The sequence below is a fragment of the Aliiglaciecola sp. 2_MG-2023 genome, assembly GCF_030548145.1.
In the GTDB taxonomy this organism is placed as follows: Bacteria; Pseudomonadota; Gammaproteobacteria; order Enterobacterales; family Alteromonadaceae; genus Aliiglaciecola; species Aliiglaciecola lipolytica_A.
In genome coordinates this window covers 1-20,206 of the sequence record NZ_JAUORY010000016.1, presented here as the reverse complement: position 1 = coordinate 20,206, position 20,206 = coordinate 1, and the positions used below count along the sequence as shown (strand labels likewise).

21 protein-coding genes and 1 pseudogene are annotated in these 20,206 nt (G+C 40.0%); 10 read left to right on the top strand and 12 right to left on the bottom strand.

What is annotated here, in order from left to right:
• Window positions 1-20: 20 nt before the first annotated feature.
• The 4 genes from fadE to purM all read right to left on the bottom strand — a co-directional run bounded on the left by fadE (window position 21) and on the right by purM (window position 5,094).
• On the bottom strand, window positions 21-2,483 hold the full coding sequence (gene fadE / locus Q4567_RS15225) for an acyl-CoA dehydrogenase FadE (protein ID WP_303500939.1): 2,463 nt from the start codon (window positions 2,481-2,483) through the stop codon (window positions 21-23).
• A 219-nt stretch (window positions 2,484-2,702) separates the two neighbouring features.
• Entirely contained in the window at window positions 2,703-3,443 is a 741-nt protein-coding gene (locus Q4567_RS15220; RefSeq protein WP_252728898.1) for a DUF3108 domain-containing protein, read from the bottom strand.
• Window positions 3,403-4,053, bottom strand: coding sequence for a phosphoribosylglycinamide formyltransferase (gene purN, locus Q4567_RS15215; protein WP_216047453.1), 651 nt, complete (start codon window positions 4,051-4,053; stop codon window positions 3,403-3,405). Before purN ends, Q4567_RS15220 begins: the two co-directional genes overlap by 41 nt.
• Window positions 4,054-5,094: a phosphoribosylformylglycinamidine cyclo-ligase gene (gene purM, locus Q4567_RS15210; protein ID WP_216047452.1), complete on the bottom strand. Its 1,041-nt coding sequence runs from the start codon at window positions 5,092-5,094 to the stop codon at window positions 4,054-4,056.
• 245 nt (window positions 5,095-5,339) lie between these two features.
• Between purM and Q4567_RS15205 the strand changes: the two genes are divergently transcribed.
• Together Q4567_RS15205 and hda are read left to right on the top strand one after the other, a co-directional pair.
• Window positions 5,340-6,449, top strand: a complete 1,110-nt coding sequence (locus Q4567_RS15205; protein WP_216047451.1) for a DUF2066 domain-containing protein — start codon at window positions 5,340-5,342, stop codon at window positions 6,447-6,449.
• Window position 6,450: 1 nt separating this feature from the next.
• Complete coding sequence (gene hda, locus Q4567_RS15200; RefSeq protein WP_216047450.1) at window positions 6,451-7,173, top strand: DnaA regulatory inactivator Hda; 723 nt, start codon at window positions 6,451-6,453, stop codon at window positions 7,171-7,173.
• 92 nt (window positions 7,174-7,265) lie between these two features.
• Here hda and Q4567_RS15195 read toward each other — a convergent pair whose 3' ends face one another.
• Genes Q4567_RS15195 through arsC form a run of 3 tightly spaced genes read right to left on the bottom strand, consistent with a single transcriptional unit; the run spans window position 7,266 to window position 8,628 of the window.
• On the bottom strand, window positions 7,266-7,688 hold the full coding sequence (locus Q4567_RS15195) for a DUF2069 domain-containing protein (protein WP_216047449.1): 423 nt from the start codon (window positions 7,686-7,688) through the stop codon (window positions 7,266-7,268).
• The gene (wrbA, locus tag Q4567_RS15190) at window positions 7,685-8,275 is read right to left on the bottom strand and encodes an NAD(P)H:quinone oxidoreductase (protein WP_216047448.1); all 591 of its coding nucleotides are present in this window, start codon (window positions 8,273-8,275) and stop codon (window positions 7,685-7,687) included. Before wrbA ends, Q4567_RS15195 begins: the two co-directional genes overlap by 4 nt.
• On the bottom strand, window positions 8,275-8,628 hold the full coding sequence (gene arsC, locus Q4567_RS15185) for an arsenate reductase (glutaredoxin) (RefSeq protein ID WP_216047447.1): 354 nt from the start codon (window positions 8,626-8,628) through the stop codon (window positions 8,275-8,277). Before arsC ends, wrbA begins: the two co-directional genes overlap by 1 nt.
• 135 nt (window positions 8,629-8,763) lie before the next feature.
• On the opposite strand from arsC, the gene Q4567_RS15180 reads away from it, so the two are divergent.
• Window positions 8,764-9,258: a TlpA disulfide reductase family protein gene (locus Q4567_RS15180; protein ID WP_216047446.1), complete on the top strand. Its 495-nt coding sequence runs from the start codon at window positions 8,764-8,766 to the stop codon at window positions 9,256-9,258.
• Here Q4567_RS15180 and Q4567_RS15175 read toward each other — a convergent pair.
• Window positions 9,255-10,715 (bottom strand): M48 family metalloprotease, encoded by a 1,461-nt coding sequence (locus Q4567_RS15175; RefSeq protein ID WP_303500992.1) that lies wholly within the window; start codon window positions 10,713-10,715, stop codon window positions 9,255-9,257. The two genes, Q4567_RS15180 and Q4567_RS15175, sit on opposite strands and share 4 nt — an antisense overlap.
• Before the next feature lie 319 nt (window positions 10,716-11,034).
• On the opposite strand from Q4567_RS15175, the gene Q4567_RS15170 reads away from it, so the two are divergent.
• Window positions 11,035-12,108, top strand: coding sequence for an AI-2E family transporter (locus Q4567_RS15170; protein WP_216047445.1), 1,074 nt, complete (start codon window positions 11,035-11,037; stop codon window positions 12,106-12,108).
• 66 nt (window positions 12,109-12,174) lie between these two features.
• Here the strand turns inward: Q4567_RS15170 and bcp are convergent, their stop codons facing one another.
• Together bcp and Q4567_RS15160 are read right to left on the bottom strand one after the other, a co-directional pair.
• Window positions 12,175-12,642 (bottom strand): thioredoxin-dependent thiol peroxidase, encoded by a 468-nt coding sequence (bcp, locus tag Q4567_RS15165; protein WP_303500935.1) that lies wholly within the window; start codon window positions 12,640-12,642, stop codon window positions 12,175-12,177.
• 71 nt (window positions 12,643-12,713) lie between these two features.
• On the bottom strand, window positions 12,714-13,241 hold the full coding sequence (locus tag Q4567_RS15160) for a glycine cleavage system protein R (RefSeq protein ID WP_216047443.1): 528 nt from the start codon (window positions 13,239-13,241) through the stop codon (window positions 12,714-12,716).
• A 230-nt stretch (window positions 13,242-13,471) separates the two neighbouring features.
• Between Q4567_RS15160 and dapA the strand changes: the two genes are divergently transcribed.
• From dapA to Q4567_RS15140, 4 genes are all read left to right on the top strand, one after another.
• Window positions 13,472-14,359: a 4-hydroxy-tetrahydrodipicolinate synthase gene (gene dapA / locus Q4567_RS15155; RefSeq protein WP_216047442.1), complete on the top strand. Its 888-nt coding sequence runs from the start codon at window positions 13,472-13,474 to the stop codon at window positions 14,357-14,359.
• Window positions 14,360-14,381: 22 nt separating this feature from the next.
• Complete coding sequence (bamC, locus tag Q4567_RS15150) at window positions 14,382-15,488, top strand: outer membrane protein assembly factor BamC (RefSeq protein WP_303500934.1); 1,107 nt, start codon at window positions 14,382-14,384, stop codon at window positions 15,486-15,488.
• A 36-nt stretch (window positions 15,489-15,524) separates the two neighbouring features.
• Window positions 15,525-16,628 (top strand): phosphoribosylaminoimidazolesuccinocarboxamide synthase, encoded by a 1,104-nt coding sequence (locus Q4567_RS15145; RefSeq protein ID WP_303500933.1) that lies wholly within the window; start codon window positions 15,525-15,527, stop codon window positions 16,626-16,628.
• 91 nt (window positions 16,629-16,719) lie between these two features.
• The gene (locus tag Q4567_RS15140) at window positions 16,720-17,334 is read left to right on the top strand and encodes a flavin reductase family protein (protein ID WP_216047439.1); all 615 of its coding nucleotides are present in this window, start codon (window positions 16,720-16,722) and stop codon (window positions 17,332-17,334) included.
• Window positions 17,335-17,351: 17 nt separating this feature from the next.
• On the opposite strand, the gene Q4567_RS15135 is transcribed toward Q4567_RS15140, so the two are convergent.
• Both Q4567_RS15135 and Q4567_RS15130 read right to left on the bottom strand, forming a co-directional pair.
• A complete protein-coding gene (locus Q4567_RS15135) occupies window positions 17,352-17,750 on the bottom strand; it encodes a hypothetical protein (RefSeq protein WP_216047438.1) in 399 nt (132 codons plus the stop codon).
• 270 nt (window positions 17,751-18,020) lie between these two features.
• Entirely contained in the window at window positions 18,021-18,401 is a 381-nt protein-coding gene (locus tag Q4567_RS15130) for a hypothetical protein (protein WP_216047437.1), read from the bottom strand.
• A gap of 438 nt (window positions 18,402-18,839) precedes the next feature.
• Here Q4567_RS15130 and Q4567_RS15125 point away from each other — a divergent pair, with 438 nt between their 5' ends.
• Complete coding sequence (locus Q4567_RS15125) at window positions 18,840-19,133, top strand: hypothetical protein (protein ID WP_216048744.1); 294 nt, start codon at window positions 18,840-18,842, stop codon at window positions 19,131-19,133.
• Window positions 19,134-19,992: 859 nt separating this feature from the next.
• Window positions 19,993-20,206, top strand: a pseudogene (locus Q4567_RS15120) (hypothetical protein); the annotation flags it as partial.

Here is a 20,206-nt window from a genome sequence, read left to right as displayed (position 1 = left end):
TCTAGTTGCTAAAAAGTGCTTTAGCTTGCCTTGCTGCGGGGCTTTCTTTTAGGTTTGAGTAGGGTTTTATCAGCCATTAGCTCTTCAGGTGCAAAATCGTCAACGTTGATAGTATCTAATCTGCCTTGTTCAGCCCGTGCCATTAATTCAGACTCTTCTTCGGTTAGCACGCCCAATTCCAATCCTTTTTTGCCTACTTCATTTAGCTGCGTAAATGGATAGCGCTCATCTGCAGCTTTACACACTTTGTCATACAGTGGTTCAGCGGCTAAAATGTCATCTAAAATTTGCTCCAATTTACCCATAGGATTGCCTTCGTCACGACCTAGGTATTGACCTTCAGCTAAACGATTACGGGCCTCACCTGGGGTTTGTAAAAGGGTGGCAATTTTATGATCCAATTCATCACCAGGTTTGGTGAAGCTCTTACCAAACGGCATAATAATCGCCCGCAAGAAATAACCTAAAACTTTATTGGGGAAGTTATGCAATAACTCATCAATAGCCGTTTCCAATGAATAAAGACTGTCTTGCATTGCCCGGTGTAACAGCACTAAGTCTTCTTTTTGACGACCTTGGTCATCAAACTTTTTAAGGGTAGCTGATGCTAAGTAAAGATAGCTTAAAATATCCCCTAAGCGCGCTGAAAGTCTTTCTTTGCGTTTTAACTCACCGCCAAGAACAGCCATTGCAACATCTGATAATAATGCCATATTGGCACTGTAGCGCTTCATTGCTTTGTAGTATTTACTGGTTTCATCATCAAAAGGCGCATCGGCCGTGATTGCTCCTGTTAACGAATACCACCAACTTCTGAAGAAGTTACTCATTGCAAAACCAATATGACCAAACACTGCATGATCAAATTCTGCTAAGGCTTCACTTTCATCTTCTTTACCTGCGGCATACATTTCTTTTAACACAAATGGATGGCAGCGTATTGCGCCTTGGCCATAAATCATCATGTTACGGGTCAAAATGTTTGCACCTTCAACGGTAATTGAAATAGGTGTTCCTTGATAAGCTCTACCCAAATAATTATTTGGACCAAGCATTATGCCTTTGCCGCCGTGAACATCCATGGAATCGTTTACTACTGAACGGATATTTTCGGTTAAGTGATACTTACAAATCGCTGAAATGACAGAGGGTTTTTCGCCTAAATCGACACCTTTTGTGGATAGACTTGTTACAGCATCCATCATATATGCGTTTGAGCCGATACGACCAAGCATTTCTTCGATGCCCTCCATTTTACCCACAGGAATTTTGAATTGGCGACGAATTCGCGCGTAAGCGCCCGTTGCTAGGGCAATTGATTTTGTAGCACCGGCAGCTGTTGAGGGCAGGGTGATACAACGTCCCACCGATAAACACTCAACCAACATACGCCAGCCTTGGCCAGCCATTTCTGCACCACCAATTATATAGTCTAGTGGAACGAAGATGTCGGTGCCTTTCAAAGGCCCATTTTGGAATGGGATATTTAAAGGAAAGTGTCGATTACCAATTTCTAACCCCTTTGTATCGCGCGGGATTAAGGCACAGGTAATTCCTAAATCTGACTCACCACCCAACAGACCTTCTGGATCTGTCATCTTGAAAGCTAAGCCAATTACGGTGGCGACGGGAGCTAAGGTAATATAGCGTTTATCAAAGGTAAGCTTCATACCAATGATTTCTTCGCCTTGCCAAGTGCCTTTGCACACTACACCAGTATCTGGAATAGCGCCTGCATCTGAGCCTGCTTCTCTACCGGTTAACGCAAAACAAGGTATTTCTTCCCCAGTAGCGAGACGCGGTAAGTAGTGATCTTGTTGTTCAGTGGTACCATAGTGTTGTAACAGTTCGCCAGGACCTAAAGAGTTGGGTACACCAACGGTAGTAGCCAAAACCGCATTACAACCTGATAACTTTTGTAATACTCTGGATTGCGCATAGGCGGAAAATTCCAAACCACCGTATTTCTTTTTGATGATCATGGCGAAGAATTTGTTGTCTTTAAGAAACTGCCAAGTTTCAGGCGATAAATCGGCCCGAGTATGGTGCACTTCCCAGTCATCAACCATACGACAGGCTTCTTCAACAGGCCCATCTAAAAATGCTTGCTCTTCCGCACTTAAAACTGCTTTTGGAATGGCATGCAATTTTCTCCAATCAGGATTACCACTGAAGATTTCACCGTCCCACCAAACAGTACCGGCATCAATTGCTTCTTTTTCAGTAGTGGACATTTCAGGCATGATTTTACGATACATATCGAGCATTGGCTGTGTCATGTATTGCTTTCTAACTGATTCCATATTCAACGGAATCGCAATGCCTAAAAACACTAACCAAGTGAAAAAGCCAACATATCCAAAGGTAGTTGCAAGTAGCAACACTAAGCCAACAATTACACAGGCGTTAAGTAACCTCAATCGGAGAAAACTGACTACGCCTACAGCACCGATAACGGTGACTAACCACAATATAATATTCATTCTAAAGACCTTTTTCTGACCAAGAAGTAAAAATATGCCTGTTTTTGATGGAGATCAAATGCATTCATCTTATAGCTAATTATAAGCATGGCTATATTACTGATGTTTTCAAGGCTAATTTGCTATTTAGAGGGTTTCCTTGAGTGAAAAATAAGCATTCAAAAGTAATTGAATGCTATTTATCACGTTTCTTGTACGTTATTGCTAAGGAAATGGATGTTAGTTACTTGCCGCAGCTGTTGTAAAAGCAGAAAGCTGGATGTCGCCTTGTTCTTCGCCATCCTTAAATTGCTTCAATCTCACTAATTGATAGCCGAGTGATGGCGCAAACCATGCGTAGGTTTCGCGAGTGGAATTAGGACGGACTATTTTAACTTTAACACCTTCTAGTAAACCATAAGGAAGAGAAAGCTGCTCAGTTGACATCACAACTAAATTGTATTGTTTTAATTCGCCGCGATAGTTCAGCAGATTGTACTGTAATTCTTTTTTACCGGCAGCAAGCTGCAGTTGTATGTCTAACCGGTAAAGTTGGTTATCGAATTCATCATGCCACTGTACGCTGGATTCATTATTGATTTTGATGGAGTTTTTTTGCCGATCAAATTGAGCGACTAAACTTTTGTCAGAACCGAAACCGGTGCGTTCGTAACTGTATTTGAAGGGAATAATGTTATCGTCATTAAAGCTAAATAAACTCACTTCTGTGCGTTTATCGGATAAAAAGAACATTGAAACCTTAGACTGATAAGATAAGCGAAAACGTTGACGACCAAGAGACTCAAGTTTTAAGTTCGCGGTACCTAGTTCTTTACCAAAACGAAATGCTTTGTAATGGGCATCAAATTCGGTTAATTCGGCAGCGTGTACGCTAGCACCCAAGTTGAGGCAGAATAATACTATTCCCCATAACAAGCATTTAATCAGTCGCATATCCGTTTTGTGGAAGTTCCTGTCCATCTAATACTGCCTTATTGTTGATCATCATTAATCGCTGCTTACAAAACCAGTCTACAACAAGTGGATATATATTTCGCTCTTGTTGCTGGACCCTTTCGGCTAATTCAGCAGCTGTATCATGCTCAAAAACTGGTACTTTGGATTGAATAATCACAGGACCACCATCAAGTTCTGGTGTCACGAAGTGCACGGATGCACCATGTTCCAAGTCTTTTGCATCAATGGCTTTTTGATGGGTATTTAAACCTTTGTATTTAGGTAACAAAGAAGGGTGGATATTGATCATCCTGCCACTGAAGCTAGTTACAAATTGTTCGGTTAAAATACGCATAAAGCCAGCGAGTACCACTAAGTCAGGTGAGTATTTATCTATTGCTGCTTTTAAAGCTTGGTCATATTCAACACGGCTGTCAAACTCTCGGTGATTAACACAAAGTGCATCGATTCCGGCATTTTCTGCTCGTTGTAAGCCAAACGCAGAGGGTTCATTGGAAATAACCGCTGTGACTTTTGCTAAATCAGTTTTGTCACTGAAATAGTCGATAATGGCCTGTAAATTAGAACCATTACCGGAGACTAATACAACGATTGATTTTGCTGAACGACTCAATTAAACAATCTCAACTTGTTCTTGTTGCTCACCGCATTCAGCGATTTCACCTAGTACCCAAGCATTTTCGCCCAGTTCATTTAGGTAATTTACCGCTGCTTGCGCTTCTGCTTGTGGTAATACAATCATCAGACCAACACCACAGTTAAAAGTTCGGAACATTTCGTGGTCGGTGATATTTCCATTTTCTTGAAGCCAATCAAAAATGGCAGGTCTTGTCCAACTGTTGCGCTGAACTACTGCTTTTGCATTGTCAGGTAATACCCGAGGAATGTTTTCCCAGAAACCACCACCGGTGATATGAGAAATAGCATGAACACTGTGCTTTTCTAACAAAGCTAAGACAGATTTAACGTAAATCCGTGTGGGTTCGAGCAAGTGATCAGCAATAGTACTGTCTGCAAAGGGGGTTTCTGGATCTGTACCACTGACTTCCAGTACTTTTCTGACTAAAGAATAGCCATTTGAATGAGGACCTGAAGAGGCAAGGGCAATGATTGCATCGCCAGGAGCAACTTTACTACCGTCGATTACTTGATCGGCTTCAACAACACCTACACAAAAACCAGCCACATCGTAATCGTTACCGTGGTACATGCCAGGCATTTCAGCGGTTTCGCCACCAATCAGTGCACAGCCAGATAATTCGCAACCTGCACCTATGCCGCTGACCACTTCGGTAGCCGTATCTACATCAAGCTTACCGGTTGCGTAATAGTCTAAAAAGAATAATGGCTCTGCACCTTGAACAATCAAATCGTTAACGCACATAGCAACCAAATCGATGCCGATACCAAAATGACGTTTAAGATCCATCGCTAGTCTTAATTTGGTACCTACACCATCGGTGCCTGATACGAGTAAAGGAGAACGATACTTTTGAGGAATTGAGCACAATGCACCGAAACCTCCCAAGCCGCCTTTCACTTCTGGGCGGTGAGTTTTTTTGGTCACGGACTTGATTCGTTCTACCAGTTGATTTCCTGCATCAATATCGACGCCTGCGTCTTTATAGCTCAGAGATGGGTTAGAATCGCTCACAATATTCCTCAGTAAAAAATTTTTGCGGATTTTATCAGTATGACAAAAGAAAAGGTACTGTAAATCGAGGTATTTTCTATCTAGACAGTAAACATCGTCAATCAAGAGGTTATTTTTATCTGATAAATATTGCCAAATCGCTTGAAAAACGTACGGTAAAGGCAAACAAGCTTTAAACAAATGGTGAAATTTTAATTTAGATCTATGACAATACCGCTTTGAATTTTCAAGAGTGTTTAATACTAATGCGTTGTCTGCTGTTTTTAACATTGTTAATGGTCGCCCAACTTAATTGGGTAAACGCCGCTGTTGTCGAGGGTTTGTACAATGCGTCTGTTGTGGTTTCAGACCAATCTACGAATGCGCAGAAAAAGGCGGTTAAGCAGGCCCTAGCAGAAGTATTGGTTAAAGTTAGCGGCAATCGCGCGTTATTAAATGATCAAGAAATTAAATCGTATTTAAACAATGCACAAAATATTTTGTTGTCGTACGCTTATGAATCAACACCTGAAGGCTTACTTTATAAAGCTGAATTTGATGTCAATAAAGTGGAAAGTGTTCTACGTTCAACAGGATTTTCCATTTGGGGTAAGCATCGACCGCAAACACTTGCATGGATAGCGATTGAAGAAAAAGGCACGAATTCCCGTAAATTATTGACAGACAGCATTCATCAAAACTTGATAGAGATGGCAAAAGAAACAGCTCAACGTCGGGGAATAGAAGTTGCTTTTCCGGTGATGGATTTAACGGATATCCAACAGGTAAGTGTTTACGATGTTTGGTCGAGCTATACCCAAAATTTAGTCCAAGCCAGTGAGCGTTATGACACCGAATATGTGATGTCAGGGCGTTTATTCTATCGCGATGAGCAGCCCGTTGTTAATCAGTTTGAAGGTGATCCTGAAATACAACCAGAACCTAAAAAACTCGACGTTTGGGTTCTCGAATGGATAATAACTCGACGAGGAGCATTTGATTCTGGTGAAGTGGAAGCTAGTTCCCCTGAACTTGCAATGCAAAAAGCGATTGATATGGTGGCCGATGAGCTAGCTGCTAAATATGCTATTGAAGCTGTGGCTGGGAACTCAGTTGAAAACAAAACGGAAATTGTAATCGGCAATATTTCATCTCTAACTACTTATATGGAAGTTCTCAACTTTTTAAACAACTTATCAGTGGTTATCGACGTTAGATTGATTGAACAGCAAGGTAGTTTCTCTACTTTTGAGTTAGAGTTATTTGGTGCCAAAGAAAATCTTGACGAAGCGTTTAGGTTAGACAACAGAATGCAAAGTCCAATGGATGATTTTAGCCAACATGTAGTCAATAAACCCTATTTTTGGAGACCTTAATTTGGTTGGCGATCAGTTACCAAAACAAATTTCTTTAGATGTTGATTTGCCTGACGAACAGACATTCGACTCTTTGGTCGTTGGCAGTAATTCGTTAATTTATCAACATTGCGGTTTGCTTGTTGAACAAAACGACTCCACTGAATTGCCTTTTCTGACCTATATTTCAGGGGCTGCGGGTACGGGGAAAAGTCATTTGTTAGTGGCGATGTCACACAATGCAGCACAACAACAAAAATCCCACTTTTATTTGGCATTAGATGCCTCTCTTCGCTATCCCCATACTATTTTAGATGGAATGGAAAACATTCAGTTGTTGTGCATAGATAACATTCAACATATTCAGCACAGTGAAGATTGGCAAAGAGCGTTGTTCGATTTAATTAATCGTATTCGTGAAACCCAACACTGTAAACTTGTGGTGAGCTGTGATCGTGGACCTAAACAACTGCAATTTGAGTTAGCTGATTTGGTCTCACGTTTAGCTTGGGGAATTAGCTTTAGTTTAGCGCCACTAGACGATCAAGATGCGTGCGAAGCCTTAAATATTAAGGCCAAGCAGCGCGGGATCAGTATCTCCCGTGAATCACTGCAATTTCTGATCAGTCATGCTAAACGAGATATGCATAGCCTTGTCGCTGCCCTAGATGAATTGCAGTTTCAAGGCATTCAAGAAAAACGTAAAATTAGTATTCCCTTCATTAAACAAGTGCTTGAACTTTAATTGTTCAGTTTATCTTGGCCAATTAGCAACTAAATCATTAATCACTTTTAAACCACTAACCACTTCTCTGTAAACATCAAGTGCTAAGCGGTTTATTTTCCGAATGTGGCTTTTTCTTTAGCCATTTCATCTTTCAATTTTGGAATGCTTAATCCTAATTCTTTACCTCTAAGACGTGCATAAAAGCTGCAACCAATAAACATTCCAACACTTAAAACAATCTCGATTAACGCATAATAACGTTCATTTTCTACCGCGTAAAAGCTGGTGAGGCCATGCATGATATAAAACATGACAATAAAATTGGCCCACGCATGGGTATAAGGTTTGCCCCTTAAAATCCCCGACATTGGTAACAACAATGGGATGGTCCAAACAAAGGTTAGAAAAATTTCAAATTGTTCACTTCTGCCTGTGGGGTTCGCCAACAAGAGATGCCAGATTGGAACCCATATTAACAACAATAGGTAACTTACTAAGGCTAATTTTCGATAAATACTGGTTGGAATTTTCATTTTTGTCCTAGTTTTTGCGCTAACATGGCAAGTCGTTTTCCCTGTGCAATGCACAGTGATTGTTCGTCTTGACTTAATATCGATTTGTTTTGCAAACTAACGTGGGTCACGCCATAGGGAGTTCCGCCGGTTACGGTGGAATGTAACTCGGGTTCAGAATAGGGCAGACCACTTATTAGCATGCCGTGATGCAATAACGGGATCATCATGGTTAATAATGTAGACTCTTGCCCACCGTGCATACTGCTAGAGGAGGTAAACACACATCCTGGCTTACCATTTAGATTGGCTGACAACCACAATGAAGAGGTTGAGTCCCAAAAGTGTTTCATAGCACTACTCATATTGCCAAAACGAGTCGGGCTGCCGAGAGCTAAACCACTGCAGTTCGCAAGTTCGTCCAAGCTCACATAAGGATCACCTGATTCAGGGACGGCCTGCTGGCTAAAATCTATGCCTGTGGCTACCTTAGGCACAGTGCGCACTATCACATCAGCGCCTTGCATCTGAGCACCTAAGGCTATTTTATTGGCTAAATTTCGGGTAGCGCCATGCAGGCTATAATACAAAACTAAAATGGGACCCACTAGAGAATTTCCAGCACAGCTTCTGGTGGTCGTCCGATTTTAGCTTGTGTGTTATTCACCACAATAGGACGCTCAATAAGCTTAGGGTAGGTGGCCATTGCCGCGATTAACTGGGCTTTGGTAACACTGTCTTCACCGAGATTATTATCCGTGTAGTCTTTTTCTTTCACGCGCATCATTTTTCGTGGATCATCGATATTCAATTGCTCCATGAGTTGTTCGATTTGCGAAACCGTTAATGGCGTCTTTAAATATTCAATTATTTCCGGCTGATAACCTTTTTCGGTTAACAACTCTAATGTTTGACGACTCTTGCTACAGCGAGGATTATGATAAATTCGTAAGTTTTGCATAATATGATTACTTTTCATTGCCAATTAAATTGCAGTATTCTAAAGGTTAATGCACAACGGCAACAAATGTTATTTGGATTTGTTCTAATAATTTCATGTTGAGACGAATTAGAAGTATAGGGTAGCGCAAAGTTTATGTTTAAAAAGTTAATCTTCGTGAGTTGCGGTTTAGCTGCGGCTATAGCTGGTTTTTACTTGTCGTTGAGCCTCAAATCTGATTTTACTACTGTGGAAGGGCAAAGTTACCAATGGCAAGATTTTAAAGGACAGTATTTAGTCGTGAATTATTTTGCAGAATGGTGCGCCCCTTGCCTGAAAGAGCTCCCTGAATTAAATCAGTTTGAATCTTTTGCGAAGGAGCAACCCGATGTGTCGTTGCTGGCGGTTAACTTTGATAATTTAGGTGATCCTGAGTTACAAGAGTTAAAACAGAAGTATCAAATTGATTTTAGGGTTATATCCGGATTGCCAGAAAATGCCGTTTTTCATAAGCCGAATTCCCTACCTACTACCTTTATTATTGGCCCTGACGGTGCACTAATTAAGCAGCTACAAGGTGAACAAAATAATGCTAGTTTACAGAATATTATCACTCAACTGCGTCAGCGACACAGCTTAGCGTCAAGTTAAAGGGCTTTAATCTTGTCTATTTGCTCTCTAATTTGATCGATTCTGGCTCTAATTCGTTGTTTCTCTAATTGTCGGTCACCGGCAAAATTATATGCACTGTGCAGCTCATCTATGGCTCTAGGATAAGCTCCAACTAATGCAAATACTTCCGCTTTACTTTGATGCATCTCTAGCATCTGACGATTTTCAAGGTAAGCATCTGTGAGTAACTGCAGGGCCAACAGATTATTCGGATTAACCAATAAGAAGTCTTTTAATAAGCTAGTAGCTCGTTTGATATCACCTTTTTTAACCAGTATATTGGCTAAATTCAATGCAATCACACTATTATGAGGGGTGTGTTTTGCCTGTTCTGATAGCATCACAATAGCAGGTTCATAATCCTTTTGCGCGATAGATAAGTCGGCGGCAATATCCAAGTAGAAAAGATTATCTGGATCGCTCTGAATCAGTTGCTGCACGATATTCTGCGCTTCGGCATATTGTTCATTTTCAAAATACGACAATGCTAATCCATACAAGGCGGATTGTTTGAACACATACTTTTGCTTATCAATGATGTCTTTGAAACCAGTAATATTGTCTTTCGGATTTCCATAATAGCGAGCCACGATTCTGGCTTTGGCTAAATGAAAACTGAGTCTTTCGGGAACCTGTCTAACGTTATATGAACTGGCTCTACTGCGGGCATCTGCAATACGAGATTGAGGCAATGGGTGAGTCATCAAATAAGCGAATGGAGTGGATTGAAGGCGATACTTTTCCGCTAACTTTCCAAAAAATGTGGCTGCCGCATTGGGATCGTAACCACTTTGTGCGAGCACTTGAATGCCAATTCGGTCAGCTTCGCGCTCGTTAGAACGTGTATAGTTAATCGACGCTTGTTGGGCAGCGGCGTTGGTTGCACTTAATGCTGCCATGCCCGCTTCAGGGTTTGCTAAGGCCAACAATACACTACCAAATATTGAGGCTAACTGAAGGGGCGAGGATTTTTGTTGAGACTGCATCTTACGAGCAATATGACGTTGGGTAACGTGGGCAATTTCGTGGGCTAGTACTGATGCCAATTCACTTTCGTTGTCTGAATTGAAAATTAACCCAGTGTGCACACCTATGTGACCACCAAAAAATGCAAATGCATTGATATCGGCACTATTAATTAGAAAAAATTTGAACGGAAATTTTACGTTATCAGCTTGCACAACCAAACGGTTTCCCAAATCTTGCAGGTATTCGTCTAATAAGGGATCGCTCAACAGCGGGGCTTGACCTCGAAGTTGGCGCATTAATATGTCACCAATTTGGATTTCTTTGTCAATGCTGATGGCATCCGACGCCACCACACCTATTTCAGGTAAAGCGTTACGTTGGTGTTGGTCGCTTACCTGCGCTATCGCTGAAGTTGATGAAAAAGCGAAGACTGCAGAAGCTACTGCTATAAAAAGACTCTTGGTCATATTTTTCAAACTAACTTCTCTCAAATTTTTCTATCCACTCTAAATGTATGGGTTAATGCGTCTGTTTGAAACAGCTATAGGCAAATAAGTTCAGTTTTTTACGTCAATATTGTGTAAATCTATCGGTAATATATCATTACACTATGTATATAGGAGCAGATATCTTAAATTCTAATTTCACTTAAATTTAATTATTAATCGTGCAAATATAGTGTAAATTATTATGCAGTTATAAAACGAACCTCACAGCAAGTTGCATTACAGTCATTGTAGTGTTCAGGAAACAACCCCACAGAAGTAAAAATAGGCAGGAAATCACATGTTTGAGATGTTAGATCGCTGGTATAAGCGTAAGTTTTCGGATCCGGATTCTCTTATGCTGTTAATGCTATTGATCTTTGTATCGGTATTGTTCGCAATTTGGGGCGATATTTTGATGCCAGTCATTGTTGCAGCTGTTATTGCATATTTACTTGATTGGCCTTTGATGCAGTTAATGAAGTTGGGATTAAGCCGGGTCTATGCCACCGTGATTATTGTGTTGGTGTTTATTGCGGTTTGTATTTTAACCTTTATTGGTTTAGTGCCCGTTATTACTCAACAAAGTGTGAATTTGATTAAGGAAACCCCGCAAATCTGGAATAAAGGTCAAGAGTGGCTGTTAACTTTGCCGGATCTGTACCCCAATTTCATCCAAATTTACCATATTCAAAATGTGTTGCAGGAGATCAATCAAAAGATTGTACAAGTTGGTGAAACACTTATTTCAGCTTCATTTAGCTCGTTGGCAGATTTAGGCGCAATTCTAATCTATTTGATTTTGGTGCCGTTGATGTTGTTCTTTATGCTCAAAGATAAGGACGTATTGATTGCGAATCTGTTGCGGATATTGCCAAACGAGCGACGCTTGATCAAACAAGTGAGCTCAGAAATGAACTTGCAAATTGCCAATTATATTCGTGGAAAAGTAATTGAAATTATCATTGTTGGTGCGGTTTCATCGGTGACATTTGCGTTTATGGATTTGCGCTATGCTGTGCTGTTAGGGGTGTTAGTTGGATTTTCTGTGTTAATCCCATACATAGGTGCGGCAGTGGTTACTTTGCCCATCGCCATAGTGGCGTTATTTCAATGGGGTATTACTCCCGACTTTTGGTATCTAATGATTGCCTATGGCATCATCCAAGCGTTAGATGGCAATGTGTTAGTGCCGATCTTATTTTCAGAAGCGGTCAGTCTACATCCTATATATATTATCGTTGCCGTACTGTTTTTCGGTGGTCTGTGGGGCTTCTGGGGCGTGTTTTTTGCGATTCCCTTGGCAACACTGGTTAAAGCGGTGATAAATGCGTGGTCACCCAGTGTAACTTATACCCCTGAAAGCGGAACTTAAGGTAGGCTTTAAACACACAAAAGGGAGCTAATATGCTCCCTTTTTCGTGTTTAGCGTTTGTGCGTATTAGTTGTTGCTTAAATAGTCTAATACGACTTGGTGGTGGTCTTTGGTTTTGAATTTATCAAATACATGGGAGACAACACCTTGGGGGTCGATCAAAAACGAGATGCGGTGGATACCGTCGTATTCTTTACCCATAAACTTTTTTGGTCCCCACACGCCAAACTGATTTGCCACAGCATGATCTTCGTCTGACAATAATGTGAAGTTTAGTTGTTCTTTGTCGGCAAATTTAGGCAAACGTTTTTGTGCATCTGGGCTAATGCCTAAGGTAACCACATTAAGTTTGTCTAATTGTGCTTTTGAATCTCGTAAACCTTGTGCTTGCACAGTGCAGCCTGGGGTCATTGCTTTCGGGTAAAAATACACTAAAACATTTTTACCTTTAAAATCGGCTAATGAGACGGGATTATCATTTTGGTCTTGTAAGGTAAATAGCGGGGCTTTGTCGCCAGCTTTAAGTCGATTCATGGAAAAATCCTAATCAGTTGAGTTATGTTTAACAATCTATTGGCATCTACGAATTTATCAATTTGTCCAAATTAATGGTTTTCGCTGATTTTGCCTTGCAAATTTAAGCTATCCAGTAGCTCATTGAATTGTTTAGTGAGCCCGACCATATCACCTTCAAGAGGCATACTAGCTACAAATTTAACTTTCATCTTTTCTTTTTGGCTATCTTGGTCGGTAAAAGTGTGTTGACGCAATGCACTAATAGCAGCATCGAAACTGGTTAACAGGGTTGAAACCTTATGAATCACGCCAGGTATATCGTCGCCGCTGATTTGCACGTCGATGAGATGCTCCAAGTTTTGCTTACTGTGGCGCTTTGTACGTTTCATCATAGACAGGAGATCATGGCTCTGGCAGGTTTGTGGTATTTTCAGCTCAGCCTTGGTGATTTCTAATTGCGAACCTTCCAGAATCATAGTTAGGGAAAAGTCTTCGCCATAAATAGCTTGCCGACTATCCAATATATTGCAACCTGTGGCGCTAACGGTATTGGAAATTTCACTTAAAATTCCCACATTATTGCCGCCCATAATGGTAACGATGAGTTGTTGTTTCATTAATTAAAATTAATTCAAAGTAAAAACGATGGGCGCATTATAAAGGAATTTTTAAGCTATTAAAAAACAACTATTTAAGTTTATTGATAAGGAACTAATTTAGCAGCAGAAAATCCAACCCTGCGAATCTTGTCGGTAAACAAAATAGGGCATTACTATTTTATTGATTATGTGCTTGTTTTTAGCGGGCTTGATCATTACCATTAGGCGCTCATTTTTGTGGAGAAAACATGTTTAAAGGTAGTTTTGTAGCGCTTGTGACCCCGATGGACCAAAACGGGGACGTAGATTATGTTGGCCTTAAAAAGCTAGTTGAGTTTCATATTGAAAATGGTACTCATGGTTTAGTGTCTGTAGGCACAACTGGCGAATCAGCAACTTTACCCTTTGAAGAACACATCGAAGTGGTGAAAAAGACGGTTGAATATGCAAATAATGCTATCCCAGTAATTGCGGGCAGTGGTGCGAATTCTACCTCTGAGGCTATTTTCTTAAGTAAACAGTTGGCCAATACCGGTATCGCCGGTTTTTTGAGTGTGGTGCCTTATTACAATAAACCACAACAAAAAGGCATGGTTGCGCATTTCGAAGCTATAGCGGATGCCACCGATTTACCGGTTCTGCTATATAATGTGCCGGGCAGGACGGTCGCGGATATGCTTCCTGAAACGGTTGCGATATTAGCAAAACACAAAAATATCGTAGGTTTAAAAGATGCGACTGGCGATATGCAACGTTTAAAAGAAACCCAAGCTGTAGTACCTGAAGACTTTTTGTTACTTAGCGGTGACGACTTAAGTAGTTGTGAATTTTTATGCAACGGTGGTCACGGTGTGATTTCAGTAACGGCCAATATAGTGCCGGCGGAAATGGCTAAAATGTGTGAATCTGCGGCAGCTCAAGATTTTGAACAAGCAAAAAGAATTAATCAATCGATTGCAGCCTTACACGAGGCGTTATTCATAGAGCCCAACCCAGTGTTGCCTAAGTGGGCTTTATACAAAATGGGCTTGATAGACAGTGCTTTTTTACGATTACCATTAATTCTTCCGGAACTCCAATCCAAAAAAGATATCGAAGAAGTCATGCGTGCAACAGGCATTCACATTAATGGTTAGAAAATACACTAAGGAAAAAAGCATGGCTCGATTGACAATGTTAGCAGTATGTCTAGGTGTAGGCGCGTTAAGCGGTTGCACTAGCCTTGAAGAAAGGCAACGTGCCAATGGTAATTATGATTACGTAGAAGCTGAAGAAAAAGTACCGTATAAAGTACCCAGTGACGTAGATACACCCTATTTAAAGAGTGATTATGACATACCTCCAATAGGAGAAAATGCCCCTAAAGAGTTGGTTGGAGATAAAGTTACGGTGACATCACCTTCTTTAGTCCTGCCTTTAGTGTCTGGCTCACATGTAGAAGAAGGTTTAAAAGAAGCGACGGTTTGGTTTGATCAAATTGATGATTCAGAAGCCTTAGATACTACGATTTGGAATTCGGTTATCAGCTTTTTAGATGATCGGGATATCGGTGTCGTGAATTTTGACAAAGAAGCACAAATATTAGTAACCGATTGGATGATTATTGAGCCTGATAAAGATAATGGCTGGTTTAATTGGACGACGACAGAGCGGAGTATTGGTCGACGCTTTGAATTCAACCTTGATATTAAACCTCATGGTCGAACGGCAAAACTGAAAGTACAATTACGTGATTACCTAGAAACCATTGGTGATGATGTTATTGCCGATATCAACTTCGAACAATCTCGCCGTAACGAAGTAGAAATATTAAACCAAGTTATTAGTCATTACGAAAAGCAAGTGCGCTTGGAAGATGTAAAGAGAATTCGTCAAATTCGTAGTGGGTTTGGTCTGGAAATGGGATTCAACCCAGATGGCAATCCTGCTTATGTAGTTGATGGTCAATATGATTTGGTTTGGCCCCGTCTATTGTTAGTGCTCCGTAAACTGGGCTTTAACGTGAAAGATTTAGATAAATCGACTGGGTTGCTGTTTGTAAATTACGGCGGAGCTGAGAGTTCTTGGTGGGATAACTTATTCTCTAAGAGTGATGGTCAGCTTGATTTAGAAAAAACCGACTACCGTATCCAAGTTAAGAAACAAGGTCCGAAAACGTCATTTACCTTATTGAGTGAAGAAAGTGAACCCTTTGAAGTCAAAAAAGTGACTGATTTGTTCCCCGCGTTTAAAGAAGCGATGGGCACAGAGAACTTAGATATTTAATCGAAACAACTAGCATTTAATTGGAATTTGCAACAAATGAGTTTAGCCAACACGGTTTTAGCGGTAAATGATGACTTACCGATTCGAACCCATGCTCCCGTTCATAGCGGAAAGGTTCGCTCGGTATATTGGTTGACTGAACAAGACAGTCGTCGGCTGATTCAGCAACACAATTATGATGTGGCAGAAGACACGCCTTTAGCAGTGATGGTTATCAGTGACCGTATTTCTGCGTTTGATTGTGTCTGGCGCGCTGAAGGTGGTTTAGACGGGGTACCTGGCAAAGGTGCAGCGTTAAATGCGATATCTAATCATTGGTTTGATTTATTTAAACAACAGGGTTTAGCAGACAGCCACATTCTTGATGTTCCTCATCCACTAGTTTGGATAGTACAGAAAGCCAAACCAGTTCTAATTGAAGCAATTGGACGACAGTACATCACCGGCTCTATGTGGCGAGCATATAGTAAAGGTGACCGTGACTTTTGTGGTATCAAATTACCTGAAGGTCTTGAAAAAGATAGTAAATTACCTGAATTGCTTATCACGCCGTCAACGAAAGGTGTTCTGAAAGGGATTCCTGGTGTACAAGAAGCAGATGATGCCAACATAACAAGGCAGTCTATTGTTGAGCATTTTACCCGTTTTAATTTTAAACAATTAAGCGATGTGGATTTGTACGAAAAGCTGTTAAAGCAAGGTTTTGATGTTATCTCTTCGGCGTTGGCTGAAATTGATCAAATATTTGTTGATACAAAATTCGAGTTTGGTTATGTCAAAGACAGACAAGGTAACGACAAGCTAATATACATGGATGAAGTGGGGACTCCCGATTCGTCACGTATTTGGGATGGTCCTGCATATCGCAATTCACAGGTAATTGAGAATTCTAAAGAGGGCTTTAGACAAATGCTATTGCAGTATTTTCCTGAGCCTGACATTTTGCTTAACAAAGACAGAATGACCGAGCGGTTCGCGTTAGCGCAAAATAATCTACTTCCGCAACAAGCGCTTATGGATTTATCTCAAACCTACGTGAATATAGCTGAAAAAATTACCGGTAAGCAATTACACCTTAGCGATAATCCTAAACAAGAAATTATTGACGTGCTCAAAGACAACTACGGGTTGGTTGATTAATTTAACCAGTCCGATAGCTCAACTCAAAAAAAGGTAGTAGCGCAAAACAAGCATTAACGTGAGTCAAGTTTAGGCTTTTGCAGGGGGGAATATGTCGAATAACTATCATTTTTATCAGCCCAAAGATGGTCATCCGTTAAAACATGATCCATTCAATGCCATTATCGCTCCAAGACCAATTGGTTGGATATCTACAGTCAATCAAGATGGTTCTGCTAACCTAGCGCCATATAGCTTTTTTAACGCATTTAATTACACACCACCGATTATCGGTTTTTCTAGCATCGGTTATAAAGACAGTGCAAGAAATGCGCAACGCAGCGGTGAATTTTGTTGGAATTTGGTTAGCGCTACGTTAGCCGAAGAAATGAACCAAACGAGTGCTATGGTTGATGGCGATGAGTTTGAATTGGCAGGTTTACAAAAGCGAAAATCAACTATTATCAGCCCCCCACACGTAGCCAAATCACCAGTGGTTATGGAATGTAAAACGACACAGGTTATTCAATTAAAAACCGCAGATAACAGCCTCTGTGAGACCTTTTTAGTTTTAGGTGAAGTCGTTGCGGTGCATATTGAAAAGTCGGCAATTGTCGATGGTGTTTACCAAACCGCCTTTAATCAACCCATTATGCGCGGCGGTGGGGTAGGAGACTATTTTTCAGTAGATGAAGCACAAAAATTTGAAATGTTAAGACCTAAATAACTCATTCGAATAAAATGCTAACTCGCTATTTGTTGTTTTTGGATTTCCTCAAACCACATTAACGCTTCATCTTTATTGCTGAAATATTGAATATTTTGATGTTTGAAAGATTTGACTCTGTGCCTAGCGATTTGTGCGATAATCTTGTTTTCTATGAGTAAGGCTTTGCCTATCATATTACGGGTGTTTAACCACTGATTAAACTCATCAATAATAGTGTAAGCCTCAGGAGTTGCACCTTCTAACTGCAGCATATCTGCAAAGATTAGAAAATCTTTATTGCCAAACTGTTCAAGCAACTCTCGCGCCTCCTGTGCAAGATGGGTTGTAGTTGCAGCATTAAACATTCCCACGAAACGCATAAATGCAATGTTGCCGTCGATATACAGGTTGTAAGAACCATAAGGCGTTTTCATAATCATTTTCCTCTTGATTAAGTTTGCATAGCCCAGGTTGCAAACGGGTTAAATTATTCCTTGAATAGGTGAATAATAGTCAAGTTGACGACAAAATAAACATAAATAATGCCAATTTAGCCTAAAGTATAAGGCGCATAAAATGCTGTTTTTGCTGGTTTGGTGCGCTTGAAAGTAAGCTGAATCTGAAATAAATCGGTTTAGTGTTTATAAGCGTGTTTTTTGATAGATAGAGGTTGCTTAGGTTTGTAATTATCTAATTTGGAAAGTCTATTTTATCTGTTTAATCCACTTCACAGCTTCGTTAAAATCATGGAAATATCTTAAGTTCTGTTTTTTTAATTCAGGTACTCTTTCAGACACTATTTTTCCCACAACGTCGTTTGAAACTACGATCGCTTTGGCTGCCAAATTTTGGGTATTCACCCATTGATTAAATTTATCGATCATTTCATATCCCTCAGGAGTAAGGCCCTCCATAGCGCGAATATCGATAAGATTACAAAAGGGTTTACCATCAAATTGGCTAATCATTTTTCTCGTTTCACTCAAATATGCCTGAGCTGTACTGCCACTAAACATACCGGTAAACGTTTGATAAACAACGTTGCCTTCAACACGAAATTGATAAGACCCAAGAGGCGTTTTCATTGAAGCCGTTCACCACCCAATTAATTAATATGACTCGTTTTTAGAGGGGACTCACTATCACCTGATCTAAATATGACATAAGCGTTTAATTTGAGAAAGTATAAAGGGAATTATTTTTCACTGCGAAGAAAAATCATTGTATTGCTTTGCCGAAGCATCAATTTTACTTATTAAGTGAAAACAACGTTAAAAATCATCCTCAACTGGAAAACAATCAATCTCAATAATGGATTAATTACAAAATAGTGCTTTTTTCCAGATAACAGCGGATTTCAAGAAAATTTCCAGATTCCAATCAAATATCATTATTTAGTTTGCCTATATTTTTATACTGTACAGGGAGTTACCTACTATGCTAAAAAAGTAACAATAAATAATTAAGGAAAATTTCGGTGTTATTTCAAGGAATTTTTCTAACTAAGAATATTGTTATGTTTTATGAATAAAGTTTTAGAGTTAGCATATTTTATAGTTTTATTGTTTTTTCTCACTGAAGGAAGAACTCTGTTGGTGCTGGCTTTAATATTTTCTTATTCAGCGTTTTTATACTTCAGAGACAAAGTGGTTCTTTGGTTGTCTGTAATATTTTATGTTTGGTTTGCTATTTTAGAGATATTACAGGTAGCTGAATTTCCTTTAATTAATGACGATGAATATATTTTTGGTATCGCTTTTTATCTTGTTTTATTCATACCTCTTTTCATTCAGATTATTCGGGAAAGCAAAACATAACAAGCGCATTAAAGTGGACGCCTAACAGTTGGCTGGCGCTCATTCTTTGCTAAGTTTAGCCAACTGTTATCCGCCATTTATGCGGAGCGTTATATGGCAAATGTTGAATATAGGTGATCTAATATGAATGAGGGTTTGATATTTGTAATTCCAGTATCAATTCTATCTTTCATAATCTTATTAGTTTGGTTTGTGAATGGTGCAGGTAAAAAAAAGTGGAAGTTAACATTCGTCTTAGTCTATGTTTTAATTTCTTGTGTACCCTTGGTGTTTAACGCTACTTTTTTTGCATTTTTATTATTGTTCTCCGGCGGTTTTGTAGTACCAGTATTATCGAGCAGGTGGTTAAATCGTAATGCCATATAACAAACCAATTATTCCGACCTCAACTCGCTGCGCTCGTTTCGTCGGCATATTGGGGCGTTATGAGGTAAAAGACTTAAATTTTGTAGTCGTTTAAACTGAACTTGGTGAGCTAAGTTTTCTGGTGGTTTAGGCCGTGCAATTCTTTCATTTTTCAAATAGAGTTTTTTGGCAATATCAGCCTGGTTACAGTTAGTATTACGGCAAGTTTAATCGCTTTAATATCAATGCTTGGTGTTTAAAACGTGTGGTACAGCTTGCGGCCACATTTTGTTAAATTGGCATTGTTCGTTGTTTCCAAATTACCGCTGCAAACATTGCAGTTGTTTTTAAAAGGCAAATAGGGTGTTATTACATCTATAAACTTTTTAAGGTCGGTATTTTGTCATCACCTCATAACAAACAAAAGCACCGGAAAAGCACTCGCTGGGCTTCGCCCAAATGCGCTCGCGCTTTCCGCTGTTTCGGGCGTTAGCAACCTAAGGAATGGTCAACATTGAGAAAGTTTTTTAGATTTTTTTGGAACGCTGGTGCCACTATATTTTGGGGAGGGCTAATTATCCTTACCCCTATTTGGTTGCTCGGATTTTTAATGGCAAGTGGTTGCTCATTTGATGAATATGAAGAACTATTTTCCCCGGATAAAAGTATGAGAGCGGTAGTTATAAACGCAGACTGCGGAGCAACCACAAATTGGCAAACCCAAGTGT